General features: G+C 60.2%; 17 protein-coding genes and 1 tRNA gene. 3 read left to right on the forward strand and 15 right to left on the reverse strand.

Annotation, left to right across the window (positions count from 1 at the left end; translation table 11 throughout):
* Nucleotides 1-107: 107 nt before the first annotated feature.
* Together H6851_13335 and H6851_13340 are read right to left on the reverse strand one after the other, a co-directional pair.
* Complete coding sequence (locus tag H6851_13335) at nucleotides 108-752, reverse strand: hypothetical protein (protein ID MCB9944586.1); 645 nt, start codon at nucleotides 750-752, stop codon at nucleotides 108-110.
* A 140-nt stretch (nucleotides 753-892) separates the two neighbouring features.
* A tRNA-Lys gene (locus H6851_13340) sits at nucleotides 893-968 on the reverse strand.
* Between the two features lie 308 nt (nucleotides 969-1,276).
* Between H6851_13340 and H6851_13345 the strand changes: the two genes are divergently transcribed.
* On the forward strand, nucleotides 1,277-1,738 hold the full coding sequence (locus H6851_13345) for a hypothetical protein (protein ID MCB9944587.1): 462 nt from the start codon (nucleotides 1,277-1,279) through the stop codon (nucleotides 1,736-1,738).
* Nucleotides 1,739-1,966: 228 nt separating this feature from the next.
* Here H6851_13345 and H6851_13350 read toward each other — a convergent pair whose 3' ends face one another.
* Both H6851_13350 and H6851_13355 read right to left on the reverse strand, forming a co-directional pair.
* Nucleotides 1,967-3,685 (reverse strand): SulP family inorganic anion transporter, encoded by a 1,719-nt coding sequence (locus H6851_13350; protein MCB9944588.1) that lies wholly within the window; start codon nucleotides 3,683-3,685, stop codon nucleotides 1,967-1,969.
* Nucleotides 3,686-3,997: 312 nt separating this feature from the next.
* Nucleotides 3,998-5,602 carry a hypothetical protein gene (locus tag H6851_13355; GenBank protein ID MCB9944589.1) on the reverse strand — a complete coding sequence of 535 codons (1,605 nt, stop codon included), beginning with the start codon at nucleotides 5,600-5,602 and terminating at the stop codon, nucleotides 3,998-4,000.
* 474 nt (nucleotides 5,603-6,076) lie between these two features.
* On the opposite strand from H6851_13355, the gene gspD reads away from it, so the two are divergent.
* Nucleotides 6,077-8,500 carry a type II secretion system secretin GspD gene (gspD, locus tag H6851_13360; protein ID MCB9944590.1) on the forward strand — a complete coding sequence of 808 codons (2,424 nt, stop codon included), beginning with the start codon at nucleotides 6,077-6,079 and terminating at the stop codon, nucleotides 8,498-8,500.
* Nucleotides 8,501-8,530: 30 nt separating this feature from the next.
* Here the strand turns inward: gspD and H6851_13365 are convergent, their stop codons facing one another.
* The 3 genes from H6851_13365 to H6851_13375 are packed head-to-tail and all read right to left on the reverse strand — an operon-like array spanning nucleotide 8,531 to nucleotide 13,795.
* Nucleotides 8,531-9,241 carry an HAD family hydrolase gene (locus H6851_13365; protein MCB9944591.1) on the reverse strand — a complete coding sequence of 237 codons (711 nt, stop codon included), beginning with the start codon at nucleotides 9,239-9,241 and terminating at the stop codon, nucleotides 8,531-8,533.
* 49 nt (nucleotides 9,242-9,290) lie between these two features.
* Entirely contained in the window at nucleotides 9,291-12,056 is a 2,766-nt protein-coding gene (fdhF, locus tag H6851_13370) for a formate dehydrogenase subunit alpha (GenBank protein MCB9944592.1), read from the reverse strand.
* Nucleotides 12,053-13,795, reverse strand: coding sequence for an NAD(P)H-dependent oxidoreductase subunit E (locus H6851_13375; GenBank protein ID MCB9944593.1), 1,743 nt, complete (start codon nucleotides 13,793-13,795; stop codon nucleotides 12,053-12,055). Before H6851_13375 ends, fdhF begins: the two co-directional genes overlap by 4 nt.
* Nucleotides 13,796-13,914: 119 nt before the next feature.
* Between H6851_13375 and H6851_13380 the strand changes: the two genes are divergently transcribed.
* Nucleotides 13,915-16,191, forward strand: coding sequence for a xanthine dehydrogenase family protein molybdopterin-binding subunit (locus tag H6851_13380; protein ID MCB9944594.1), 2,277 nt, complete (start codon nucleotides 13,915-13,917; stop codon nucleotides 16,189-16,191).
* Between the two features lie 7 nt (nucleotides 16,192-16,198).
* Here H6851_13380 and H6851_13385 read toward each other — a convergent pair whose 3' ends face one another.
* From H6851_13385 to H6851_13420, 8 genes are all read right to left on the reverse strand, one after another.
* Nucleotides 16,199-17,710, reverse strand: coding sequence for a tripartite tricarboxylate transporter permease (locus tag H6851_13385; GenBank protein MCB9944595.1), 1,512 nt, complete (start codon nucleotides 17,708-17,710; stop codon nucleotides 16,199-16,201).
* Between the two features lie 16 nt (nucleotides 17,711-17,726).
* Entirely contained in the window at nucleotides 17,727-18,230 is a 504-nt protein-coding gene (locus H6851_13390; protein ID MCB9944596.1) for a tripartite tricarboxylate transporter TctB family protein, read from the reverse strand.
* 164 nt (nucleotides 18,231-18,394) lie between these two features.
* Nucleotides 18,395-19,333 carry a tripartite tricarboxylate transporter substrate binding protein gene (locus tag H6851_13395; protein ID MCB9944597.1) on the reverse strand — a complete coding sequence of 313 codons (939 nt, stop codon included), beginning with the start codon at nucleotides 19,331-19,333 and terminating at the stop codon, nucleotides 18,395-18,397.
* 201 nt (nucleotides 19,334-19,534) lie between these two features.
* Entirely contained in the window at nucleotides 19,535-20,398 is an 864-nt protein-coding gene (locus tag H6851_13400; GenBank protein MCB9944598.1) for a universal stress protein, read from the reverse strand.
* A gap of 120 nt (nucleotides 20,399-20,518) precedes the next feature.
* Complete coding sequence (locus tag H6851_13405; GenBank protein ID MCB9944599.1) at nucleotides 20,519-22,195, reverse strand: formate--tetrahydrofolate ligase; 1,677 nt, start codon at nucleotides 22,193-22,195, stop codon at nucleotides 20,519-20,521.
* Between the two features lie 33 nt (nucleotides 22,196-22,228).
* On the reverse strand, nucleotides 22,229-23,155 hold the full coding sequence (locus H6851_13410) for a methionyl-tRNA formyltransferase (GenBank protein ID MCB9944600.1): 927 nt from the start codon (nucleotides 23,153-23,155) through the stop codon (nucleotides 22,229-22,231).
* A gap of 3 nt (nucleotides 23,156-23,158) precedes the next feature.
* On the reverse strand, nucleotides 23,159-24,439 hold the full coding sequence (gene frc / locus H6851_13415; GenBank protein ID MCB9944601.1) for a formyl-CoA transferase: 1,281 nt from the start codon (nucleotides 24,437-24,439) through the stop codon (nucleotides 23,159-23,161).
* A 15-nt stretch (nucleotides 24,440-24,454) separates the two neighbouring features.
* Complete coding sequence (locus H6851_13420; protein ID MCB9944602.1) at nucleotides 24,455-26,185, reverse strand: thiamine pyrophosphate-binding protein; 1,731 nt, start codon at nucleotides 26,183-26,185, stop codon at nucleotides 24,455-24,457.
* Between the last annotated feature and the right edge of the window lie 29 nt (nucleotides 26,186-26,214).

The following is a 26,214-nucleotide window of genomic DNA, read 5'->3' on the forward strand; positions in this document are numbered from 1 at the left end:
CATCATTTACCTCTCAGGTTTACTGATGTCCGCCCACATACGACTACAAAATCAGTATGGATAATCACTCGACCCAAGATTTTTCGAAGGGGGTAGAGTGTTAAAAACTAACTAAAATTGTCTCGATGTTTTTGGATGATATCGAGAAGCGCCTTACCAAGATTCTTTCGATGTACGATAACCCTCGACTCTGGCCGTGTCGGTTTCTCCGGGAAACAATCAAGCAATTGCTGAATCAATGCTACAAATGGCGTGTCGGTATGCGCTTGATTGGATTGTGCCGTAATTTTGCCACCTGCCTCCCGGAAGATCATCGCTACAGTTACAACAAAACCTGTAAAACCGGCGAAATCGCGATTGTCGACCGGTTTGAGGTCGCGGAGGGCCGCATCACATTTCAGGGTCAGCTGTGCCAGCAGCAAGTGGAGCGCCTCAAGCTGGTCTGCACCGAGCATCGCATCCGCCATGGCGTCGCAGCCAAGTGATTTACCTCCGGCTCCGATACGCTGTTCCAATTCCCGGCAGGCATTTCTGAGAGCCAGGAGATACTCGCGAATCTCGGGGCTCGTCGCCAGCTGTGATCCAATGTTCACAGTGGTAGAATAGCTCTCAAGGGCATGCACCATTCGCGCAACTTGCGCTTCAGTCAGCTCACGTCGTCCCGCACCAATCAGCCTTTCCCGCAGATTGGCCGGAAGCTCCAGGGGGATCGATTTGCGGGCTGGGCTGAAGGTCGCTGGATTGCTGTTCAATGCGCATTCCTCCGAGATTGCCAGAAACTCGAACCTCGTCGAAAGCCTGAAGGTTCGCCAGAAACTGAATCGTGGTAGCCAAAATGGTAGCCAAACGAACATTCAGTTGTATAAAAATCGATGTAACTCTTTGATTTTGTTGGTACGCGCCCAGGGACTCGAACCCTGAACCCGCGGATTAAAAGTCCGCTGCTCTACCAATTGAGCTAGGCGCGCATATCTTTGAAATCATTTAAATTTTTCACGCTTTTGTCATTAACTCCTCGGAGTCCAAAAGCGCGCTTTTCCTCGTGGCGAGGTTGTAACATCAAAAACTTGGTGGGGGGAGTCCAAAGTCCTTCTCGGTGACGGCGATCAGGATCATGGATCACACTGCCAAAGCTGTTATTGATCGTATTGACACATATCAACGATCAACTCCAGAATCAGCGGTTCAGTGGACACGCAGATAGCATTGTATTTAGGGGGAATACGCCATGAAAAGGTTTTTTCGACATTCGGCCGTTTTGGCTGTGACGGCGGTCATGCTGCCACTTGCCGCATGCCAGTCCGTGCAATCGACCAAAGCGCCGGCGATCTTTGAGGTTTCGTCATCAGATCCGACAGACGCCCGCCTCCAGACATTGCAGGATGATCTGACACAACTGGGCTTTACGATTGAAAAGCAGGTCCAGCCCGGTACCGATACCTCTGACAGCCCGAGCATAACGGCGTCGCTAAGCGGGCCTTCCGCCCTGGCTTATGCCAATTGCCCGGATGCTGAGCCCACTCCGATAGATGATCATGACAAGCGTTTCGCCTTTGCCCGGGTCGAGGAAGTGCGCATCGGTCTTGATGCCATGGTCGAACCCCGGGAACAGGGATCGTCGACCATGTTCACGATCAAGTATCATGGCCGCTATCATAATCCGTTTATCAACGAGGAATTCTATCAACCCTGTACGGGAAATGGAAAACTTGAAAGCCAGTTGCGCTCCTTGCAGTAGCGAGGAAGTGGTAGGTTAACCGACAAGCGCTGCGACGGCGCGGCTGCTCCGATTTCCTCGGCATTGGTGGCGGTCGCCCGTCCTTCGCGGAAGCTACTTCCCCGACTTCGTAATCCGAACCTCGATAGCCTGGCCACGCGGACTATTTCCAGGTTGCTGACAAATAACGCCTGTGCCGCAAGAGGGATGGCCGTTCGGCAGTTGCCACGAAAACCGGTGGCTGGAGTTTCAGTCATGCCCGGATTGTGTAAGATCTGCATGGACCAGTTGTCTGGCCGTGTCGATGGTATCGGCGAAGCGGACCAGCGGTTCTGTGATATGGTGGCGTTTCAGATAGGCGAGAATGTCTGCTGATCCGCCTGTGAGGTAGACCACCTTGCCGTGAGCACGGGCCTTGAGCGCCAGCCCCTCGATCGTGTTGGCAGCGGATGAATCGAGAAATGGAACGGCCGCGAGATCGACGATCAGCGCCTTGTGACTGTCGGGAATGCGGTCCAGCACGGTACCGATGGCACCGGTAGCACCAAAGAAGAAAACTCCCGATATGCGGAATATGACGATATCCGGGTCGCTTGCTACACCTTCATCATAGGGTACTCGTCCCCCATTGCTGTTGTCTGCCCGATCTGCGGCGATGAAACCATGGTCGGTCTGGACGGCGGCTGCCTTCGACATCCGGTTGATGAAGAGCAACGATCCCAGCGCAAAGCCGACAATGATCGCTTCGGTGAGGTCGCGAAAGACGGTAAGAAGGAAGGTCGAGAGCAACACGGCAGCGTCACCGCGCGATGCCTTGAGCAACAGCGCGAACGCGTGCTTTTCGACCATGTTCCACGAGACCACCGCAAGCACGCCCGCCAGAGCGGCCAGTGGAATGAATCGCGCAAGCGGGGCGGCAACGATCATGAATGCCAGCAGGAACAGGGAATGCAGCATGCCGGATATCGGACCGCGTGCGCCCGCCCGGACATTGGTGGCGGTACGCGCGATGGTTCCCGTCACGCAGATACCGGTAAACAGGCTGGCTGCCATGTTGGCGAAACCCTGAGCCACGAGTTCGCAGTTCGAGCGGTGTCGCCGTCCGCTCATGCCATCGGCCACAACGGCCGACAGCAGCGATTCGATCGAGCCGAGAAGGGCGAAGGATATCGCACTGGGCAGGACCTCGATGATCTTCTCGACGCGCAGATCGGGGAGGGTAGGGGTGGGCAGACCTGAGGGAATGCCGCCGAAGGCGGATCCGATGGTGGTGACGGGAAGGTTCAGCAAGGCTGTCGCCAGGGCCGTGACCATGACTGCCATCAGCATGCCGGGCCAGCCAGGGCGGTAACGTTTGAGACCGACGATGATGAGAATGGCCGCCAGCGCCAGCATCATCGCGGCCGGTTGCATCGTATCGCGCGCGGCGAACAGGACGGGTAACTTCTCAAGGATGTTCCCCGGTTCATGTCCGCTCAGTGTCAGACCGAAGATCTCCTTGACCTGACTTGTGAAGATGATGACGGCAATACCGGCGGTGAAGCCGACGGTGACCGGGTAGGGAATGAGCTTGATATAGGACCCGAGCCGGAGATAGCCGCCGATCGTCAGGATGATGCCACTAAGGAATGTCGCCAGCAGAAGGCCATCCATGCCATGGTTTTGTACCGTGGCCGAGACCAGCACGATGAAAGCTCCGGCTGGCCCCCCGATCTGGAAACGGCTGCCACCGAGAAGCGAGACGATGAACCCGCCGATGATTGCCGAATAGAGCCCCTGGGCAGGGCTTGCGCCGCTGGCGATTGCAATGGCCATCGACAACGGGAGGGCGACGATCGCCACCGTGAGGCCGGCCATGACATCGGCTTGAAGAGCGCCCGGGCCATAGCCCTCGCGCAGCACGGTTACCAGTTTTGGTGTAAAGAGCTCGACGAAAGTCGGCTCATCGTGACGGCTTCGAGTGCTCAACCCAGTGCCTGCAAGTTGCTGTCGGGGAGTGATCCCCGGTGGTGGGAGACGTGCTTCATGTCGATGGTACGATCAACGCGAGCGAGGCGGCAACGGAATGGATGGATATCGTGATCGTTGCCACCTTCGCAACAACCGACTGGCGGGTTCCGTCAACTTTCCGATAAACAATGCACTCTTGACCGGTCCTGCCAGTAGCGGTCTGATCGTTCCAGCATTCTTGCCGTTCAGGTGAAATTCCCCGAACGGCAAGAATACGACGACAGTTCAAGGACCTGGAGCGACGGGTCGAGCGGATTTGGCCGGGACACGCTAGTTGCGCCCGCACCCTGCGCGAATGGCGGCAAGCAAGGTCGTACGGCTGGAGACGCGATGCTTGAAGCCGATCTCGCTTTCGGAGACGACAGAGGGCACGGCCTGCCTTGCGCCATTCTTGAGCCGACCTATGACGAAGGGATATTGCGAGCCTGTCGGCCACGACAGATAGGTGCCGTGATCCTTTGGCGCGTAGGCGCCACCGCCCGGATGAACTGTTGGCTTGGCGGAACCGGAATTGCCCACGGGAACACTGAAGACCCCGCGGCCATCGCTTCCGCCCTCGTGAAAGACGAAGGTGTGGTTCTCGCCGGCGACGACCTCCGAGGAACTGCGTGCGAGGAAGAAAGTCTTGGGTTGGGGCACGGATCCGATTGCGGGATTGGTGGCGGCGCGGGCGACGTAGTCCCAATATTCGGCACGACCGTTGCCATCGGGTCCCTTGTAGCCTTTGTAGTTGGTCGCCCATGTGGGAATGACGTATTCACCCTGATATCCCCAGGTGATGTCCATTCGTGCGGCATAGGAATGATGAATGCCACCCATGTCGAGCTTGGTGAAATCGCTTTTCGATACATTTCTCGAGAATGATCCGCCATGATAGGTCGCCCAGCCGAACAGCGGGTCGGCTTTCATCCGGCAGCGATAGAGGTCGGGCCAGTAGCTCCAGTTGCCGATCTTCGCTGCCCCACCAACCTGGAGAAAGTCGCCAAACGTGATATTGTCCGTCTTCAATCGCATCCGATCGAGATAGACGAACGGCCGGTCCTTCGAATTCGCATGGGGACGGATCCGCACAAGCGCACCAACACCATTCACCCTCTTGCCCCTGGGAGAAATCAGATATCCCATGGGCTGTGGGTTGAATGTCGCACCGATCCAGTAAATTCCACGAAAGCCATTGACTTCGAGCAGAAACTTTCCGTCGATCGTTCGGTTGGGGCTGACCAGCAGGAGATCCTCGTCGGGCCCGCCATTGACACTCTGCCGACCGCTTGGCTGGACATTGTAGATCCGCAGGTTTGGAAGTGGCTCCGGTGGACGGAAATAGGCACTGCCATCGCTTGAAATATTCTCGACCACAGCCGGTTGCGACGAGTCGCTGACGTCAAGCGCAGGCTCTGGACCGGATTGACCGGCATCACCGCCCGCCGCTTTCGTGCCAAGGATCTCTGCAGGCAGGTCAATGCGCAGGATTCCATTCCACGGGAAATGACCGGCATGGCTTCCCGTGCGGAGATTCCTGCCGTCCTGGGGCCCCGCATCCTGAATTCCATCGCTGGGATGGAAGACCGCGCCATTGACCTTGATCCGGTCGACATGGAGGGCACGGCTATCGGTATCGTAGTAATGTTCGATCGCGAGTTGATTGCGATCCAGGGGCCTGACGCTGTCGACGATGAAGCTCACCTCGGTCCAGGCTGAACTGGTGACCCTGGCGTCGGCCACGAGCTCATTGTTGATCCGGATCTTGTAGCGTGAGAAGTCCGAGCCATTCTCGGCGCGGAGCTTGAGAACGATACTGGTTACGGCCTCGGCCGGAGATGCAGCCAGCACAAGCGCGATGACAGTTGCGCCGAACCACAAGGGGACTTTTGCCATTCCTGCGGCAACTGAGGGAGTCCTGGGCACGATCAACTCCTGGTTGTTTAGTCTTGATTTTGGACGACGCAAAAAGGCATAAGTCGAGGATGTTGTCAATTGTGTATCATTGTATATCAAAACGTTAGCTGGATACCGGATCTTTCCATCTCACGTTTTAGGCTACGTCAGCTTTTCTGATGAGCCTCCCTGACCGCACAAACGGGATCACCAAACGGTTTCTTCGATGTCATTGTCTTCAACGTATCCTTGTTGTCTGGAATGCTGCGAGACGATACAACGGTGTCGGTAGCGCGCACGACCCTTGCATTCGATGGTGTTGTTGTGGAATGCGTACCGGGTCGGCGTCCACTCTGGGTCGGCTACGCCGCGCGACGGCCATTCAGGCGGTTCGCCAGATGTCGCACGGAATGGCGGAATAACTGTTGCTGTCCGGGCGTCTGGTAAAGATAACAAGCATTCGATAGGGATCCAATGCGTCTTCCCAGTCTACTTCGCTCGTTGCCGACCTTGGCCGTTCTTGCGGCCATGCTCCTGCTGGCAGCCTGCGACCAGTATGCTCCGCGTTCTTCGGCCGTCGAGGAAAAGATCGCAGGCACATCGTTCGAGCCTCCCGCCAGCCGCAGGGTGGCGCAGCAGCAGTCGACCCTGCCTGCAAGCGACGTGCCCGCGGGAAGTGCCAGGCCTCAGGTGTTCCTGAACGAGGGAAATCTGCGTGCGAAGGAAAACGAGGAGGTCGAGCGCGTTGCTGATGGCGTTCAGATCAATTTCGATGGCGCCGAACTGCGCGAGGTGGTGAAGGTTATCCTTGGCGACATTCTGGGTGTCACCTACACGCTGGATCCGACCTTGACGGGCCAGGTCGTTCTTTCGTCCAGCGGACCGCTGAACGACCAGCAGTTGTTGGGGGTCCTGGAGACGGCCCTGCAGATGCATGGTGCAGGGTTGTCCCGCAATCCCGACGGCAGCTATGCCGTGCTGCTGCAGGACATGGCACGCGGTCTGTCCGAGATCACGCCGCTGGGAGGATCGTCGCCACCGCATGCCACTCCCGGCACCGGTGTCACCATCGTGCCACTGCGCTATATCGGTGCCATGGCTGCTGCCCAGTTCGTTCAGCCGTTGCTGACCCGTCCCGACCAGATACGCACCGACGACAATCGCAACCTGTTGCTGTTCGTCGGCAGCAGCGGAGAGCGACAGGCGGTACTCGATACCCTGTCGGAGATCGACGTGAACTGGATGGCCGGTCGTTCGGTCGGAATCTTCCCGTTGAAGATGGCCTCACCCGAGGCGGTGATCCCCGAGCTGGAAGCTTTGGTCAACCCGCTGAGTGGCAATCAGACCGCCAGCGAGACGGTCCGTTTCATGCCGATGTCGCGCCTGAATGCCGTACTCGTCATCGCCAGCCAGCCGGAGCAGGTCGTCGAAGTCCAGCGATGGGTGACGCGCCTGGACCGTGGCAATGTCGTCGGTATCCAGTTCTTCGTCTATCAGCTGCAGCACGTTCCGGCGGCTGAAGTCGCCGAGATTTTGAATCAGACGTTCAGCACCTATGAACCTTCGGCGGCAAGCTCACCGTCCACCGCCACGACCATTCAGCCGCATGTTCCGGAACTCGCGGGCCCGATCGACGCAACCGACGCTCCGGGAGGCGATACCGCACCCGCCGGGGTCGACGTCACGGCAGCCGATGACATTGCCGGCGACATGTCATCCGGTGACACCAGGGCGCAAATCGGCCCCAATCTGTTGCAGGGGGTGAAGATCGTTGCCAACCCGCTCAACAATACCCTTCTGATTCGCGCGACGCCGCAAGCCTACGACATGATAGAGCAGACAGTGCGCCGTCTCGACCAGCCGCCGTTGCAGGTCCTGATCGAGGCGACGATTGCCGAGGTGACGCTCAACGACCGGCTCCGCTACGGTGTGCAATACTACCTCAATACCGGCTCGGTGAAGGCCGGGTTCAACACGACCACGCCGACCAGCAGCGGTGTCATCGACCCGAACCTGCTCAATCCGCTCGCACAGCTTCCCGGTTTCAACTTCGTGATGACGCCGGGGTCGTCGAATGTCACCATTGATGCATTGTCGCGAATTACCGATGTTAAGGTCCTGAGTTCGCCCTCGATCGTGGTCCAGGACAACAGCGAAGCCGTGCTCAATGTCGGCGATGAGGTTCCGATCACCACGCGAAGTGCGGTCAGTGTCGACGATACCAACGCGCCCGTGGTCAATAACATCGAATATCGCGATACCGGCGTCATTCTCGAAGTGAAGCCGCGGATCAGTTCGAACGATATCGTGGCTCTCGAAGTGGCGCAGGAGGTCTCGCGCGTGGCCAGCGAGACGACCAGTTCGGACAGTCTCACGCCGACCATTTCCCAGCGCAAGATCACCAGCCGGATCAATGTCCAGTCCGGGCAGACTGTGGTGCTGGGCGGCCTCATCCAGGATTCGGAGAGTCGGTCGAACAACAAGGTACCCTTGCTCGGCGATATTCCCGCCGTGGGCGAACTCTTCCAATCGACCGATAATCAGGCGTCGCGAACCGAGCTCATTGTCTTCATCACACCGCAGATCATCCGCAATGCCGAGGATGCGAAGAATGTCAGCGAGGAACTGCGTGCGCGGATGCGCTCGATGCGTCCGCTGCCGGTGGATGGGGCGGATGGCATGGGGCGCCCGCTCGACGCCGACCCGCAACCCCTGATGCAACAACCGGGGCCGGCCGTTTCGGTGGCGCCGTCGTCGGGCTACTCGGCCGGCGATCGCGGCACGGGCGAGACGGTCCCGCAAAACGGCACGGTGCCTGTCGCCAGCGATATGCCCACGCCGAGTGTCAGGCCGGTGACGGGCCACGTATTTGTACCGCGAAGTCGTCCACGCGGCTGAGATTCGTCGACACGGATACGGGGATCGGTGTCAGTCGGCACCGATCCTGTAGCGGCTCAGGCGCTCGTAGATCGGCATGGCCTGATCGACGAGCCTTCGCAGATTATCGGGCAGGATGGAATGTTCTCCTGTCTCTGGCGGCGCGAATCCGGTCGACTCCCATATGGCCTTGTACCAATGCGATCCCCAGACACCGTCGTCGGGATGGGGACCGGGAGGCCATTTCAGCATGGCTGGATCGAACGCGATGCCAAGTCCCTCGCACAAGGCACCCAACACACGCTGCGGATTTGCGCGAACATCGGCCGCATCGATGACCGGCGGTGATCGTCCCTCCAGTTCCGAGGCCCGCTCGAATATGCGTTCCTGCTCGACAAAGCCCAGGTCATCGAGCGTCGGGTCCTCGCGCTTGGCGTTGTAACTTGCGACGACCCGCGCAGGATGCCGGATGAGGAAGGCATTGCGAACCGATCCCAGCCAGCCGAGATCGAATTGCGGCAGCATGTGGTGGGTCATGTGCTTCTGGTAGAAATGTGCCTTCGGGCCGGGGCTGGCACACTGGGCCATAACTGTTGCGGGGTCGGTCTCGCCCGCGGCAATGATCGCGTCCCGCATCGGATGGTCGAGGCCGGTCGCCTGCAGATAGGCCGCATAGAATGGTTCATCGGCGACCGTACAATCGGTTCGTTGCGAGAAGCTGCGCATCATGGCAGTCGACAGATTGCGCGGTCCTGACCACATGGCGATATTCATGGCTCTCCTGTTGTTGTCCTTGGGTAATGTGTGGCCATCAGTCGGTAGCAACGTCCTCGAAATTTTCCAGTCTGGCGGCACAGAACTTGAATTCAGGAATCTTTCCGAACGGGTCCAGTTGCGGGTTGGTGAGCAGATTGGCAGCCGCCTCGGCAAAGCAGAACGGGATGAACAGGACGCCCGGCGGCACATCGCGATCGGCTCGCACGGTAAGGGTTATACTGCCCCGGCGCGTGGACACATTGACCTGTGACCCGGCCCGGAGACCGCGACGGGCAAGCTCCTTCGGATTGATGCCGACAGTTGGGGAAGGTTCCAGATAGTCGAGCGTGCTGGCTCGGCGCGTCATGGCACCCGTGTGCCAGTGTTCCAGCATTCTTCCCGTCGTGAGGATGAGCGGGTAGTCGTCGTCGGGAAGCTCGTCCGGCGGCAGGACATCGGCCGGTACGATCCTTGCCCGGCCGGACGCCGTGGGGAAACTCTCGGCAAAGACGATTTCGCTGCCAGGCTGGTCGTCACCCGGACACGGATAGGTGACGGAGTCCTCACGCTCCAGCCTTGCCCAGCTGATATGACTGAGCGATGGCATGACCTGGGCCATCTCGCTGAATACCTCTGCCGGACCGGCATAATTCCAGTCCATGCCCATACCCCTGGCGACTTCCTGGATGATCCACCAGTCCTGTCGTGCATCGCCGGGAGGAGATACAACCGGATGGCCCATCTGGACCTGTCGATTGGTATTGGTGAAGGTCCCGAGCTTTTCGGCGTGGGCTGATGCCGGCAGCACGACATCGGCCTGCCAGGCCGTCTCGGTCAGGAAGATGTCCTGGACCACCAGATGTTCCAGCATGGCGAGACCCTCTCGGGCATGTTTCTGGTCGGGATCGGACATGGCCGGATTCTCGCCCTCGACATACATGGCCTTGATGGTGCCCTCATGGATCGCATTGATGATCTCCACCACGGTCAGACCGCGCTTGTCGTCGAGCGGCGTTTCCCAGAATTCCTGCATCTGGCGGTGAATTTCCACGTTCTCCACAGACCTGTAATCGGGGAAAACCATCGGAATGAGCCCTGCATCCGACGCACCCTGGACATTGTTCTGGCCGCGCAGCGGATGGAACCCGGTGCCCGGACGGCCGATCTGGCCCGTGATCAGCGCCAGGGTGATCAGGCAGCGGGCATTGTCGGTGCCGTGCACATGTTGGGAAACTCCCATGCCCCAGAAGATAATCGATGCCTCGGACTTCGCATAGGCCCTCGCCACCTCGCGCAGCGTCGGCGCATCGATGCCGCAGACATCGGCCATCTTTTCCGGAGAGAACGGCCTGATCCGCTCCCGCAGGAGGTCGAAACCCTCGGTCATCGCCTGAATATACTGCTCGTCGTAGAGGTTTTCCTCGATGATGGTGTAGATCATCGCGTTCAGCATCGCGACGTCGGTGCCCCCCTTGAACTGCATGTTCTTCCATGCATGGCGGGCCAGCGGCTGGCGGATCGGATCCATGATGACGAGCTTCTTGCCCTGCTTGGCAGCCTGTTTGAAATAGGTCGCCGCAACCGGATGGTTCTGCGCCGGGCGGGCACCGATGATGATCATCAGTTCCGCATCGTTGGCAGCCATGAAGGGTGCGGAGACGGCGCCGGAGCCGACGCATTCCATCAGTGCCGCCACCGAACTTGCATGGCACAGGCGGGTGCAGTGATCGACATTGTTGGTGCCGAAGCCAGTGCGTACCAGTTTCTGGAACAGGTAGGCTTCTTCGTTGGAGCCCTTGGCCGAGCCGAAACCGGCCATGGCCGATGCACCGGCGCGGTCGCGAACCGTGCGCAGACCGCCTGCCGCGACTTCCAGGGCCTCTTCCCATGTCGCTTCGCGAAAGATGGACGACCAGTCGCCATCGGCGATCTGGATGTCCCAGCGCTTTGGCGCGTCCTTACGGCGGATGAGCGGTGTCGTCAGCCGTGCCGGGTGATGAACATAGTCGAAGCCGAAGCGCCCCTTGACGCATAGCCGGTTCTCGTTGGAGGGGCCGTTGCGGCCATCGACCATGAGAATCCTGTCATCCTTGACATGGACCGTAGTCTGGCATCCGACGCCGCAGAACGGGCAGAGCGAGTCGACCGTGCGATCTGCCCATTGGGTCCGCTTGCCGGTATCGTCGACGAGGGACTTTTCGATCAGGGCGCCGGTGGGACATGCCTGGACACATTCGCCACAGGCAACGCAGGTGCTTTGGCCCATGACCGAGTCGAAATCGAACACAACCTTGGCACCATGTCCGCGATAGGCCATGCCGATGACGTCATTCACCTGGACCTCGCGGCAGGCCCGGACGCACAGTCCGCAGTGGATGCAGGCATCCAGGTTGACGGCCATCGCCACATGACTGATATCGCGTTCGGTGCGGTTGCCGGCCTCGAACCGGCTGTGCTCGATATTGAGTCGATCAGCCCACTGCCAGAACTTGCTGTCCGGATCGGGAGAGGATTCACGCGACGGCTGGTCGGAGACGAGCAGTTCCATGACCATGGCGCGGGCCTTTTTTGCCCGTTCGCCCCGGGTTGCGACTTTCATGTCCGGGGTCGGCATGCGCATGCAGGATGCTGCCAGCGTGCGTTCGCCCTCGATTTCGACCATGCATACCCGGCAGTTGCCGTCAGCACGGTAGCCGGGCTCGGGACTGTAGCAGAGATGCGGGATCTCGATGCCCTCGCGTCGTGCCACCTGCCAGATGCTTTCGCCTGCCGCCGCCTTGACCTCGCGGCCATCGATGGTGAAGGTGATAGTTTCGCTCATGCCGTTTCTCCCGCGCCGGCCGTCGCCGAAAGCTCGTCCTGGAAGTGGCGAATCACCGACAGGAGCGGGTTGGGCGCTGCCTGCCCGAGACCGCAGATGGAGGCATCCATCATCACCGTCGAGAGTTCCTCAAGAAGCTGGATGTCCCATTTGGGTTTCTGCATCAGCATGACAGCCTTCTCGGTTCCATTGCGGCAGGGCGTGCACTGGCCGCAACTTTCGTCCTCGAAGAAACGCATCAGGTTCAGCGCCACATCACGCATGTTATCCCGGTCGGAAAGGATGACAACTGCAGCCGATCCGATGAAGCAGCCATGAGGTTGCAATGTGTCGAAATCCAGCGGGATGTCATCCTTCGAAGCAGGGAGAATTCCACCCGATGCGCCACCGGGAAGGTAGGCCTTGAATTCGTGACCTTCCTCCATGCCTCCACAATATTCGTCGATCAGCTCTCGGATGGTGATGCCTGCCGGTGCAAGTTTCACGCCGGGATCGCGGACACGGCCGGAGACGGAGAACGAACGCAGGCCCTTGCGGCCGTTGCGACCGTGGGATGAAAACCATTTCGCACCCTTCTCGACAATATCACGCACCCAATAGAGAGTTTCTACATTGTGAGCGAGTGTTGGCTTGCCGAACAGACCGACTTCGGTAGGGAAGGGCGGCTTGTGCCGGGGCAGTCCGCGCTTGCCCTCGATGCTCTCCATCATGGCACTTTCCTCGCCGCATATGTAGGCGCCGGCGCCACGACGCAGGTGAATCTTCACTTTGCCAGTGATTCCGCGGGATTCAATGGCCGCTATCTCGCGTTTGAGAATTTCCATGGCGGCGGGATATTCGTCACGGATGTAGATATAGACATCCGCGATCTCGCAAGCCCAGGCGGCGATGAGCATGCCTTCGAGAAAGCGATGCGGATCGCTTTCGAGATAGTGACGATCCTTGAAGGTACCAGGTTCGCCCTCGTCGCCGTTGACCGCCATCACCCGGGGATGTTTCTGTCTGCGTACAATTTCCCATTTGAGGCCCGACTGGAAACCGGCTCCCCCCAGACCGCGCAGACCGGAATCCTTCAGTTCGGCAATGACATCCCCGGCTTTCCTTTCCCCCGCGCGGCAAGTCTCCAGCAGGGAATAGCCGCCCTTATCGCGATAGTCGCCGAGATCGACATAGTCCGGAATCAGCGTATGTACATGTCCGGCACGGACTGCCTCGATGACACCATCGGCAGTTGCATGGTCGACGAAGGCATGGCCCACCTCGGCCACCGGTGCGGCGTCGCAACGTCCCATGCACGGAGCGCGGACCACGCGGAGCTTGCGGCCGTCGGCCTCGTCCTGCAGCGCTGTCAGCAATTGGCGCGCGCCCCTGATTTCGCAGGAGAGACTGTCGCAGACACGGATGGTCAGCTCGGCCGGGTCGGGCTCACCGTCGAGAATGATGTCGAAATGGGCATAGAACGAGGCAACTTCATAAACTTCCGACATCGGCAGGCGCATCAGCTCGGCCAGGGCGTGAAGGTGCCTGGCATGCAGGCCCCGGAATTCGTCCTGCAGCAAATGCAGATGCTCGATCAGGAGATCCCGCGAGCGCGGGCGCGTTCCCAGCAGATTGGCAACCTCGACGAGCGCGTGATCCTCCAGCTGCCGTCCCTTGCCATGATCAGGTGCCTTGCGGCGGCCCGATCCGGGATGGATCCTGCGTTCCTGACCACCCGAATGCACGGTCACGCTTGCCATGCTGCCTCTCCTCACGATTTTCCGAACAGGTATGCTGTGCTGTTTCGCTGGATAGCGAATGTGTAGGATCCATCACGCCGACGGCGTAGTCCATTGTAGTCGATTTGAAAGAACTGCCCATGCCCATCGCCACTATCAGTGATCTTCTCAAGACGGTCGAGAGCAATGACCTCATAGGACGAGCGGTGCCCCGCCTCGAGGATGAGCGACTTCTGCGCGGTGAGGGCCGGTATACCGCCGATTTCGACTGGCCGGATCAGGGACATGCCGTTTTCGTGCGTAGCGATGTGGCGCGGGGTATCATCCGTTCCGTGTCGACGGATGCGATCGGTGATGTGCCGGGGCTGCGCCTGGTGGCGACCTGCATGGATGATGCGGTGCTGGCGCTGAACCCGTTTCCTGCCCTGGGAGAAATGCCCGGTCAGCGCACGCGGCAACGGCCGGTCATGGCTCGTGGCGAAGTCTGTCATGTCGGGGAAATCCTCGCCATGGTGGTGGCCGATGACCTTGAAACCGCCCGTGATGTCGCGGCTCTCGTCGAAGTGGAGATCGATGCCCTGCCCGGATTGGTGGACTTTCGCAAAGCTCCCGACGATGACACGGTCTACCTGTGGCAACATGGTGACATGGCCAGGCTCGAAGCCGGCATGGCTGCCGCACGCTGGCGGGTCCGTATCTCGACGCCGAGCCAGCGACTGGTTGTCCATCCACTTGAGCCACGTGCCGCACTGGCCCGCGTCGACGCTGACAGCGGTCACATGGAACTGCTCACCTGCAGCCAGGGGGCGCACAAGCAACTGGAAATGCTTGCCCCGGTCTTCGGCATCGAACGTGACGGGCTCACCGTCCGTACGCCCGATGTCGGCGGCGCATTCGGCATCAAGCTGCAGGCCTATCCCGAACAGGCCCTGTGCCTGCTGGGGGCGAAGCTGACCGGCCGGCCGGTCAAATGGGTGGGGGAGCGCCGTGAAGCCGCCTTGATGGATGCCCATGGCCGCGCCCAATGGCTCGAAGCGGAGATCGGCCTCGACGAAGAGGGGCGGTTCATTGCGCTGCACGTCGACAATGTCGCCGACATGGGTGCTTATACGGCCGGCTTCGCGGTCTTCACGCCCAGCACGAGCGGGACCAAGGTCCTCGGCCATACCTATGCCTTCGATGCGCTCGCGGCACGCGTGCGCGCGGTCTACAGCAACACCGTGCCGGTCGATGCTTACAGGGGTGCCGGCAAACCCGAGATCGTCTACGCCGTCGAGCGGGTGATCGATGAGGCTGCAAGGGTGAGCGGTATCGACCCGATCGAATTGCGGCGGCGCAATCTCGTGCAGCAGGACAGCTTGCCGAGAACCATGCCGATGGGACAGGTCCTGGAATCCGGCGACTTTCCAGCTCTGTTCGAAACAGCACTCGAAGTGGCCGACTTTGCCGGTTTCTCCGCAAGACGCGATGCAAGCCTGAAGGCGGGGCTCCTGCGCGGCATCGGGATCGGCATGCACATGCATTGCTCGGGCGGTTTTGCCAATGAGCGCTCGGTGCTCGAAGTCCATGCCGACGGACGGATAATCTTGCTCACCGGTACCCAGGCGGGCGGACAGGGGCACGCGACCGTTTTCGCCCAGATCGTTGCCGGGCGGCTCGGCATCGACCCATCGCGGGTCGTTGTTCGCCAGGGTGATACGTCCATATTGGCAGATGGTGGCGGTACAGGAGGATCCTCCTCGCTCACCATCGCCGGCCACAATATCGTTCGAACGACCGAAATGTTGTTGGATGAGGCTCGCGAGCAGGCTGCAGCAGCGCTGGAGGCAGCAGCGGTCGATCTTACCTTCGAGGCTGCCCGCTTCACCGTTGCCGGGACGGATCGGTCCATCACATTGTTCGAACTTGCCGACCGGGTGGAACTTTCGACCGGTTGCGATTATTCCGGCCCGAATGCCACATTTCCCAATGGCTGTTATGTCGCCGAGGTCGAAGTCGACCCCGAGACAGGCGCGGTCGCACTGCAACGCTTCGGCGGTGTCGATGACATCGGCCGCGTTCTCAATCCGCTGATCGGCAGCGGCCAGATCCATGGCGGTATTGCGCAGGGAGCAGGGCAGGCTCTTCTCGAAGAGGCGATCTACGACGAGGCGGGACAGCTGCTCAATGGCACATTCATGGATTATGCGATGCCGCGAGCCGATAATGTGCCGATGTTCGACTGTCATTTCGCGCCATCGCCCACGGGCATGAACCCGCTGGGTGCCAAGGGAGCCGGTGAGCTGTCGCCGACCGGAGCCATGGCTCCGGTTGTTCATGCGGTACTCGATGCGCTGGCGCCGCTGGGTGTACGTTCGATCGACATGCCGATGACCCCCCATCGCATCTGGGAGGCCATTCGGACCGTCAGGTCGTGACGCCATTTCAGGCAGTTGCAGCCTCCCTCTTTCGCTTCCAGTTCAGGAATGCCGGATAGAGGACCAGTGCCAGGGCGATCAACATGCAGATGCCGGATATCGGCCGGGTGAAGAAGATCGACGCATCGCCCTGCGAGCTGAGCAGGCTCTGTCGTAACGAACTCTCGGCCAGCGGCCCGAGCACGATGGCGAGGACGGCGGGGGCCACCGGATAGTTCAGCTTGCGCAGGAGGTAGCCCATGATGCCGAAGCCGAGCATCAGCCAGACATCGTGCAGGGTCTGGGACGGGGCATAGCCGCCGACGACACACAGGATGAAGATGATCGGAGCGAGAATGGTGAAGGGGAGCTGAAGAACCCGGATGAACAGGGGAATGAAGGCGAGGTTCATGATCAGTGTGACAAGATTCGCCACATAGAGACTGCCGATCAGACCCCAGACGAAATCGGGGTGTTCGGTGAAGAGCAGCGGTCCGGGACGCAGGCCCCAGATGATCATGCCGCCGAGAAGGATAGCGGTGGTGGGAGATCCCGGAATGCCCAATGTCAGCATCGGCAGCATGGACCCGGTCGAGGCGGCATTATTCGCCGACTCGGGAGCGGCGACACCTGCGGGATTGCCCCGGCCGAAGCTGTCCGGATCCTTGGAGAAGGTCTTCGACAAGCCATAGGCCATGAGTGAAGCCGGTGTCGCACCGGCAGCCGGCAACATGCCGACAAAATAACCGAGAAGTCCGCTGAGGAAAGTTGTCCCGAGGAAGTGGCGGAATTTGCCAAGATGGGACATGATGGAGGAAAATCCGGACTTCACCTTGTGGATCATCACGTCGCCCTGGGTCTGCTCCAGGGTCCACAGCATCTCGCCGATACCATAGATGCCAATGGCCAGCACGAGAAAGTTGACGCCATGGAAAAAGCCCGAGATGTCGAAGAAGATCAGGCGCGGGCTGCCCGTGATGATGTCGACGCCGACGGTGGCCAGGACGAGACCGACGCAGATGGAGAAGATCGTCTTTGGTATATCGTCGCCGCCTAGTCCGACAAATGTCGCAAAGGCGAGGATCATCAGCGCGAACTCCTCCGGCGGACCGAAGCGCAGGGCAAAGCTCGCAAGCGGTGGTGCGAACAGGGTGAACAGGACAATCGAGACCGTTCCGCCGATGAACGAGGCGCCGGCGGCGGTGACCAGCGCCTGATCGGCCTTGCCGGCCACCGCCAGCGGCCGTCCGTCGAACACCGTGGCGACGGCTGTCGATGCTCCCGGTATCCCGAGCGTGATCGAACTGATCGCCCCCCCGTACATGGCGCCATAATAGATGGCTGCCAGGAAGATGATGGCGGCATTGGGCGGAACGAGAAATGTCACCGGAAGGAGAATGGCCACACCGTTGACGCTTCCCAGTCCCGGCATGGCACCGATGAACAGGCCTACGCCGCAACCCAGGATGAGCATGGAGAGGTTGAGCGGATGGAAGGCTTCGGCGAAACCTCCCATGAGCGGTATGAGTATGCTTTCCATCGTCAGGATCTCCCGCTCAGTACATCAGGTCGTAGATGGGATAGAACAACGGTTCGGACATTCCCTTGGGCAGCGGGATCTGCAGGGCCCACTCGAAGAAGCCGAAGATGACGACAGGGGTGGCGAGGCTCAGGATCAATGTCAAAGTCCAGCTGTGCCGCCCCATGATCCGCAGGAAGAAGAGCATGAACACGACCAGCGAGAGGTACAGGCCGATATACTGCGTGCCGACGAGCAGGGCGACCAATGCGAGAACGACCGTCCCGACCAGATAGAGCGTCTTTTGCGTGACGTAGGGCGCATCGGAGCGGGATTCCTCGCTGGTGCCGCGAAACCAGCGCCAGAGGATGGCGAGGCACGACAGCAGCATGATGGTCGAGAGCCAGAATGGCCAGGCGCCGGCTCCTGGCCCCCGATCCTTGACCCATCCGATGTTGAGCTCGGCACTCTTGAACATCAGGGCGATCGAAGCCGCCGTGAGAAGAAGGGCCATGAGCAGTTCAGCAGTTCTGACACTCATCCTGGTCACCCATTGGACAGACAGCGCAACCGGGCGGCTGCAACCAGCTGCTCGCGATGCCGCTTGTCGAGAAGCGTTCCTGATTTCCCGTTCGAAGTTTACCGACGGCTTCGAGCCGGCAAGGCTGTCGCGGATGCCGAGCCCGAAGGGTCGGTAGCGGTCGATTATTCGCCGGTGATGGCGGCAGCACCGACCTTGTCGATCAGTTGCTTATGGCGCTCGAACTGGACTTCGTTGAACGCGGCCAGGTCGGCACCCGCCATCCACTTGTCGCAGTAGATGCCCTCGTCGGAGCAGAAGGTCTGCCAGTTGTCCGAATCGAATACGGCCTTGAACAGGTCGATGTACCATTGCTGCGCTTCGGCCGACATTTCGGGCGGACCATTGATCGAACGCTGCATGTAGTATTCGATGTCGTGCCCCATTTCCTTGGCCGTGGGAATGTCGGAATAGGCTTCCATGCGTTCGCTGGTGAACTGTACGATCGGGCGACTTTCCCCCGCCCGGTAGAACTCGCTCTGCTCGGAGGGATTGTTGACGGTGGAGTCGACATGTCCCCCGATAAGGTTCTTGGCAACCGTTCCACCCCCGGAGAAGGGGATATAGGTGACATCATAGCCGAACTCGGCCTCCATCATGGCCGTCAGGATCGAGTCCTCCTGTCCCGAGCCGGTCCCGCCGACCTTCCAGTTCTTGCCGGCTGCCTTCACCTCCGTGACATATTCATCAAGTGTGTGAATGTCGCTCTTGGCATTGACCCACAACAGGAAGGTATCAAGGGCCATGCGCCCGATCGGCGTGAACTTGGTAATGTCGACACCGAGATTTGGCTGGATGATGGGGGTCGTATAAAAGCTGTTCAGCGTGATCATCACGGTGTGGTCGTCGCCGGCCTTGTCCTGCATGTAACGCAGGGCCTCGGCACCGGATCCGCCCGGCTTGTTGATGGGAATGAAGGGGCGTGGCGACAATCCCTTCTCGTCGATGATACTTTGGATGAAACGAGCCATCTGGTCCGCACCGCCGCCGGTCCCTGCCATGATGATGAGCTCGACGGGCTTGCGCGGTTGCCACTCCGCCTGGGCATCACCCGCAGCGGCCATGGCGGTCGCCACGAGGCAAATTCCCAAGGTCGACACTTTGGCCGTCACGTTGAGCTTCTTCATTCAACTTCTCCCTGAGTTTTGCTTCATTGATTGTCAGTAGCCGAACCGGTCAATCGGCCGGGCCACACGCTACCATACCCATGACTGTCATCGGGTGCGGTAATTCTTGCTGAGAAAACAGCAGTATCCGACTGCCGGTCAATGAGCCATCCAGACCGGTATCTGCGCATTTTCGACGATGTGCTGGGTTACGCCACCCAACACGAGCTCCCTTCGCAGGCTGTGGTGATAGGCACCGATCAGCAGGGAATCGGCTCCAGCCTCCACGCTCTCGCGCAGCAATGCCTGGCCGACGGCCGTTTCCTTTGACTTGAAGATATGGACGGACGTCGTGACCTCGTGGATTTGCAGGTAGTCCTGCAATGCCGCAGCATCGAGAGCGTTCCGCTCGCCGATGTCACCGACCAGGATTGCAGCACTCGATGCCTTGCGCAGGACCGGCAGGGCGGCTGCAATGGCACGAGCTCCCTCGGTCGTGCCGTTCCAGCCGATGGCGATCGACCTGCCCACCATCTCCGGCTTCCGGGGCGGGCAGATCAGCACGAGGCGACCTGCGTCGAACAGGGCGCCCTGCAGCGTATTGAAGCCGATATTGGCCTTGGGATCCGGTCGAGCGATGACGATGACATCGCTCAGCCGGCCGAGACTGCCGACGACATCCGGCATCTTGCCGGTCTCCTCGCGCCACGACACCGACAACCTGTCGAGTGGCCACGGACGGGAGGTCTCGGGCTCCATTCCGTTGCGCTGGCAGTAGGCATTGAAGATCGTCTTGAGGTGCTGTTCCTCATCGTCGGCGACCTGGATTGCCGAACTGGCGATCTGTTTCTTGAGGGCTGCCGGCACATAGAATCCGAAGGGCAGGATGTCCTGCGGACGAGGGCGACAATGAACGACATCGATGTGAGCATTGAATGGCCTGGCGACGAACAGGGCGTGATCGAGCACGCCTTCGCCCTTGCCGTCGCCTCGTACCGGAACCAGAACGGTTCGGATCGTCATGACACCCTCTCTCCCCACTTCGAAGACCGATCGTCGAATGCGGTTGGCATTCTTCGCAGGTTTCGCCGCTGACGCAATGTGGAGATCCGGCAACTGACCGGATCCCCACGCAATCGTCCTTCAGAACAGACCCTGAACGAGACCGGCATCATCGATATGAATCGAGTGAGCCGCCGGTACGCGCGGCAGGCCCGGCATCGTCATGATCTCGCCGCAGATCGCGACGATGAACTCGGCTCCTCCGGATAGCCGGACCTCACGGACATTGAGGGAATGGCCGGAGGGCGCACCCTTGAGGTTCGGATCGGTGGAAAAGCTGTACTGGGTCTTGGCCACGCAAATCGGGAAATGGCCGAAGCCACGTTCCTGAAACTCCTTGATCTGCCCGCGGACCTTGCTGTCGGCGGTCACTTCGGATGCCCGGTAGATTTCCTTGGCGATGGTGCCGATCTTGTCCCACAGGGGCATATCGTCGGGATAGAGCGGCTTGTACTGGCTCTCTCCGCTATCGGCGATGGCCACGACCTTTTTCGCCAACTCTTCGGTACCGGCGCCGCCATTCGCCCAGTGGGTACAGGTGACCGCTTCGACACCAAGCTTGTCCCGGCAGAATGCGGCGACCGCCTCATGCTCCGCATCGGTATCGGTGACGAAATGATTGATGGCGACAACGGGCTTGATGCCGAACTTGCGTACATTCTCGATATGGCGTTCGAGATTGGCGAGCCCCTTTTTCACCGCTTCGACATTCTCGGCTCCAAGCGCATCCTTGGCGACGCCGCCGTGCATCTTCAGCGCGCGGATCGTGGCGACGACCACGGCGGCCTGGGGCTTCAGCCCGGCTTTGCGGCACTTGATGTCGAAGAATTTCTCGGCACCGAGATCGGCACCGAAACCGGCCTCCGTCACCACGTAGTCGGCAAGCTGCAATGCCGTCTTGGTAGCCATCACGGAATTGCAGCCATGGGCGATGTTCGCAAATGGACCGCCGTGAATGAACACTGGCGTGCCTTCGAGCGTCTGCACGAGATTGGGCTGGACGGCGTCCTTGAGAAGGACGGTCATCGGCCCCGGACCCTTCATGTCGGCAGCGGTGATGTAGTCGCGCTCGCGGGTCTGCGCCACCACCATCTTGCCAAGCCGACGTTCGAGGTCGGCAATGCCGTCAGCCAGGCAGAACACCGCCATGACCTCGGATGCCACCGTGATGTCGAAGCCGTCCTCGCGCGGATAGCCATTGGCGACACCGCCCAGCGAATTGGTGATCGAACGCAGGGCACGATCGTTCATGTCCATCACGCGGCGCCAGCTCACGCGACGGGAGTCGATCTTCTGCTCGTTTCCCCAATAGATCGAGTTGTCGATCAGTGCCGAAAGAAGATTGTGTGCGGAGCCGATGGCGTGGAAGTCGCCGGTGAAGTGGAGATTGATGTTCTCCATCGGTACGACCTGGGCATAGCCGCCACCGGCGGCGCCACCCTTCATGCCGAAGCATGGACCCAGTGACGGCTCGCGCAGACAGGCCATGGCCTTCTTGCCGATGCGGGAAAGGCCGTCGGTAAGGCCCACCGTTGTCGTTGTCTTGCCTTCGCCTGCCGGTGTTGGGGTGATGGCTGTGACCAGTATGAGCTTGCCGGTGTCGCGCGACCTGGCTTCATCACAGAAGTCGAGGCTGACCTTGGCGATATGTTTGCCGTAGGGTTCCAGTGCCGATTCGGGAATATCGACCTTCGCCGCAATTTCAGCGATGGGCTTCATGACCGCCTCGCGGGCGATCTCGATGTCTGACTTGGCCATGACTTGCGTCCCTTGTTTGACTTGCGCCCGCTTCTATTGGGCCGAACCGAGCCTGGCCCCTTTCTCGAGACCGACTTTTCCTGCAGCTTGCACGGCAGTTTCCTTGGCACCGCCCTTGGGTCGGATGCGACCCAGAATCACCGTGCCCTTGTCGCCACAGACGACTGTCATGCCAGCATCGTCGATGGCTACGACCGTTCCCGGATCTCCTTCGCTCGCGCCGCCGCGGGTGCTGTCGAACAGGGCGATCTCGGTATCGCCCGACATCGTCCAGGCGCCGGGCGACGGGTCACAGCCACGAATGCGGTTGTGGACCGCTGCAGCCGGCAGTGACCAGTCGACCGCACCGGCTTTCTTCCCGGCCCAGCTTTCATAAGTCGCCCGGGTGTGATCCTGATCGACCCGTGACGCCTTGCCATCGCGAACCAGATCGAGACTTTCGATCAATGCATCCACACCCATCGGGAAGAGCTTCTTGAAATAGATCGAACCCAGCGTGTCATCGGGGCCGATTTCCACTTCCTTCTGCATCAGGATGGGACCTTCATCGAGCCCTTCGTCCGGCCAGAAAATGGAAAGTCCGGTCCGGGTCGCACCCTGGATGATCGGCCAGTTGATCGAGCTCGGACCGCGATGCAGCGGCAGCAGGGAGGGATGGTACTGGAAAGTCCCCAGGCGAGGAGCGTCAATGACCGGCTGTGGCACGAACAGGGTAACAAACGCCATGATGCACACGTCGGGCTCAAAACTCTGCATCAGTTCAAGCGCTTCGGGCGTCTTCCATGACGTGGGCTGATGCAGGGGCAATCCCTTTTCTTCGGCGAATTCGGCAAGGGGATCGCGTGGGCGCCCCTCCTTGTCGGGGGCGCAGAACACGCCCACGACATTCTCGCCGCGCTCCAGGAGCTTTTCCAGCACCGCCTTGCCGAAGGCCTGCTGGCCATGAACAACGATACGCATGACCTACTCCGCTGCCTGCTGCGTCTGTTCCTTCGAGCCCATGGCACCCGACTCCCAGGTTTCGGCGACGCGCCTGTCGTCATAACCGAGGAGACCCTTGAGGATCTCCTCGCAATGTTCGCCCAGGAGCGGGGAACGTCGGACATCGGCGGGACTATCGGACAGCTTGATCGGATTGCCGACGGTGAGATATTTGCCGCGTGTGGGATGATCGACTTCGACAACCGTTCCCGTGTCCCGCAGGGATGGTTCCTCGGCGATTTCCTTCATCGAAAGGATAGGACCGCACGGCACGTTGAGCGGATTGAGGATATCCATGACCTCGAACTTGCTCTTGGTCTTGGTCCATCCTTCAATCGTGTCGAAGATGTGCCCGAGCTTGTCGAGGCGCGCGGGTGGTGTGGCGTAGGCCGGATCATCCTTCCATTCCGGCTTGCCGATCACGTCACAGATCGATTTCCAGACGGCCGCCTGCGTGATGACGTAGATGTAGGCATTGGGATCGGTCTCCCAGCCCTTGCACTTGACGATCCAGCCGGGTTGACCGCCGCCCGAGGCATTGCCGGCGCGAGGTGCGGCCTCACCGAATTCCTTGCCTTCGCCGAACTGCGGGTACTCCTTGAGAGGGCCATGGGCAAGACGCTGCTGATCGCGCAGCTTGACCCGGCAGAGATTGAGGACACCGTCCTGCATGGCGGCCAGTACCCGCTGCCCGCGACCGCTTTTTTCCCGTTGGAACAGGGCGGTGACAATACCCAGCGCCAGATGCAGGCCCGTGCCGCTATCGCCGATCTGGGCACCGGTGACGACCGGTGGGCCATCGTCGAAGCCCGTGGTCGAGGCCGAACCTCCCGTGCATTGGGCAACATTCTCATAGACCTTGCAGTCTTCATAGGGACCAGGTCCGAAGCCCTTGACCGAGGCATAGATCATTCGCGGGTTGATTTCCTGGATCTTCTCCCATGGAAAGCCCATCCGGTCGATGGCACCCGGGGCGAAATTCTCGACCATCACGTCGCAGCTCTTGATCAGTTCGGCAAACAGCTTCTTGCCTGCTTCGCTCTTGGTATCGAGCGTGATCGATCGCTTGTTGCTGTTGAGCATCGTGAAATAGAGGCTGTCGACACCCGGAATATCCTGAAGCTGACCGCGGGTGGCATCGCCGACACCCGGCCTCTCCACCTTGATCACATCCGCGCCGAACCAGGCGAGAAGCTGGGTGCAGGTCGGCCCCGACTGGACATGGGTCATGTCGAGGATACGAACGCCTTCGAGTGCTTTCATGCGCAGGGCTCCCGATTACTTGTACATGGTCTGGGCTTTGGTGCCCGGTGCATATTCGTTGGGATCGACCCAGATATTGATGACAGCCGACTTGCCGCGGCTCTTCACCTCCTCGCGCGCACGACGCAGGGCGGGGGCGATCTGATCGGCTTCGGTCACTTCCTCGCCATAGCCGCCGAGCATCTCGGCGAATTTCGAGAAGGGAACGTCGCCCAGCTTGTTGCCCACATTGCCGCGCTGTTCGCCGTATTTGGTAATCTGGCCGAAGCGGATTTGATTCATGGCCGAATTGTTGCCGACGACGGCGATGTAGGGAACGTTGAAGCGGTTCGCGGTCTCCATGTCGAAGGCTGTCATGCCGAACGAACCGTCACCGTAATAGCAGAGCACCTCCTTTTGCGGATGGACGCAGCCGGCGGCAATCGCGAAGCCGGTACCGACGCCCAGTGCACCGAGTGCACCCGGATCCATCCAGTGTCCCGGAGCCCGGGGCTGAACCGCCTGGGCCGAGATTGTCACCACATCGCCGCCGTCGCCGATATAGATGGTGTCATCGGTGAGGAACTCATTGATCTCCCATGCGACCCGATAGGGATGGATGGGGCTCTTGTCCGACAGGAAAAGCGGCATCAGCTTTTCGGTGGCCTTCTCCTCGGCAGCGCGAAGATGGTCGAGCCAGCCCTGGCGGCGGGCGGCACCGTTGTCCGCGCGACCGGAGGCGGCAGCGGCGACGGCAGCGAGAATCGCCCCCGGATCGCCGGCGAGACCCAGATCGATGTCACGGTTCTTGCCGACCGTCGCGTAGGACTGGTCGATCTGGACCAGCGTCGCCTCGTTGCGGATGCGTTTGCCATAGCCCATGCGGAAGTCGAACGGCGTACCGACGATGACGATGACGTCGGCTTCCTTGAAGGCGAGACTGCGGGTGCGATTGAAGTAGTGCGGATCGCCGGGAGGGAGGATTCCACGGGCCGATCCGTTGAAATAGCCTGGAATGTTGAGCTGGCGCAGAAGGGCCACGGCCTGCTCGTGACCACGACAATTCCACACTTGGGTACCGAACAGGATCGCCGGCCTTTCCGCCTTTACGAGAATATCGGCCAGCCGTTCGATATCGGCGGGATCGCCGATGGACTTCGTCGAGAAGCGATAATGTCCCGGCTTGGGGATAACCGCTTTATCCAGCGGAATCTCTCGGTCGAGAATGTCACGCGGAATTTCAAGATAACTCGGGCCATAGGCGCCGTTGAAGCTCTCGCGGGCAGCCATCGACACCATGTCGGCAATCCGCTCGGTGGAAAAGACACCGGCCGCCATCTTCGTGATCGGCGACATCATGTCGACATGGGGAAGGTCCTGCAGAGAACCCATCTTGTGCTGGGTCAGCGACGATTGGCCGCCGATATGCAGCATCGGCGTCTCGGCACGGAAGGCGCAGGCGATGCCGGTCATGGCGTTGGTGCAGCCGGGGCCAGCCGTCGTCACGACGCAACCGAGCTTGCCGCTCTGCCGGGCATAGCCGTCAGCGGCATGGGCTGCTACCTGCTCATGGCGGACATCGACGATCTTGATGCCCTCGTCGACGCAGCCATCATAGATGTCGATGATGTGACCGCCGCAAAGGGTGAAGATCGTGTCCACGCCCTCGTTCCTGAGAGCACGCGCCACAAGATGGCCTCCGGAGATGACGCTTCCGTCGGTGGTCTTCTTCGCCAGTGTATCGCTTGCTGTATCCGACATGATCATTCCTCTCAATTCAACCGTCGGGAAAGTCT

The sequence above is a fragment of the Geminicoccaceae bacterium genome (genome assembly GCA_020638465.1).
Lineage (GTDB): Bacteria > Pseudomonadota > Alphaproteobacteria > Geminicoccales > Geminicoccaceae > JAGREO01.

What these genes read in the sequence shown, in the direction of transcription:
- H6851_13345 (MCB9944587.1), top strand. Translation starts at nt 1,277, where the DNA reads ATGCTGCCACTTGCCGCATGCCAGTCCGTGCAATCGACCAAAGCGCCG.
- H6851_13355 (MCB9944589.1), bottom strand. Translation starts at nt 5,602, where the DNA reads ATGGCAAAAGTCCCCTTGTGGTTCGGCGCAACTGTCATCGCGCTTGTG.
- gspD (MCB9944590.1), top strand. Translation starts at nt 6,077, where the DNA reads ATGCGTCTTCCCAGTCTACTTCGCTCGTTGCCGACCTTGGCCGTTCTT.
- H6851_13365 (MCB9944591.1), bottom strand. Translation starts at nt 9,241, where the DNA reads ATGTGGTCAGGACCGCGCAATCTGTCGACTGCCATGATGCGCAGCTTC.
- fdhF (MCB9944592.1), bottom strand. Translation starts at nt 12,056, where the DNA reads ATGAGCGAAACTATCACCTTCACCATCGATGGCCGCGAGGTCAAGGCG.
- H6851_13375 (MCB9944593.1), bottom strand. Translation starts at nt 13,795, where the DNA reads ATGGCAAGCGTGACCGTGCATTCGGGTGGTCAGGAACGCAGGATCCAT.
- H6851_13380 (MCB9944594.1), top strand. Translation starts at nt 13,915, where the DNA reads ATGCCCATCGCCACTATCAGTGATCTTCTCAAGACGGTCGAGAGCAAT.
- H6851_13385 (MCB9944595.1), bottom strand. Translation starts at nt 17,710, where the DNA reads ATGGAAAGCATACTCATACCGCTCATGGGAGGTTTCGCCGAAGCCTTC.
- H6851_13390 (MCB9944596.1), bottom strand. Translation starts at nt 18,230, where the DNA reads ATGAGTGTCAGAACTGCTGAACTGCTCATGGCCCTTCTTCTCACGGCG.
- H6851_13395 (MCB9944597.1), bottom strand. Translation starts at nt 19,333, where the DNA reads ATGGCCGCTGCGGGTGATGCCCAGGCGGAGTGGCAACCGCGCAAGCCC.
- H6851_13400 (MCB9944598.1), bottom strand. Translation starts at nt 20,398, where the DNA reads ATGACGATCCGAACCGTTCTGGTTCCGGTACGAGGCGACGGCAAGGGC.
- H6851_13405 (MCB9944599.1), bottom strand. Translation starts at nt 22,195, where the DNA reads ATGGCCAAGTCAGACATCGAGATCGCCCGCGAGGCGGTCATGAAGCCC.
- H6851_13410 (MCB9944600.1), bottom strand. Translation starts at nt 23,155, where the DNA reads ATGCGTATCGTTGTTCATGGCCAGCAGGCCTTCGGCAAGGCGGTGCTG.
- frc (MCB9944601.1), bottom strand. Translation starts at nt 24,439, where the DNA reads ATGAAAGCACTCGAAGGCGTTCGTATCCTCGACATGACCCATGTCCAG.
- H6851_13420 (MCB9944602.1), bottom strand. Translation starts at nt 26,185, where the DNA reads ATGATCATGTCGGATACAGCAAGCGATACACTGGCGAAGAAGACCACC.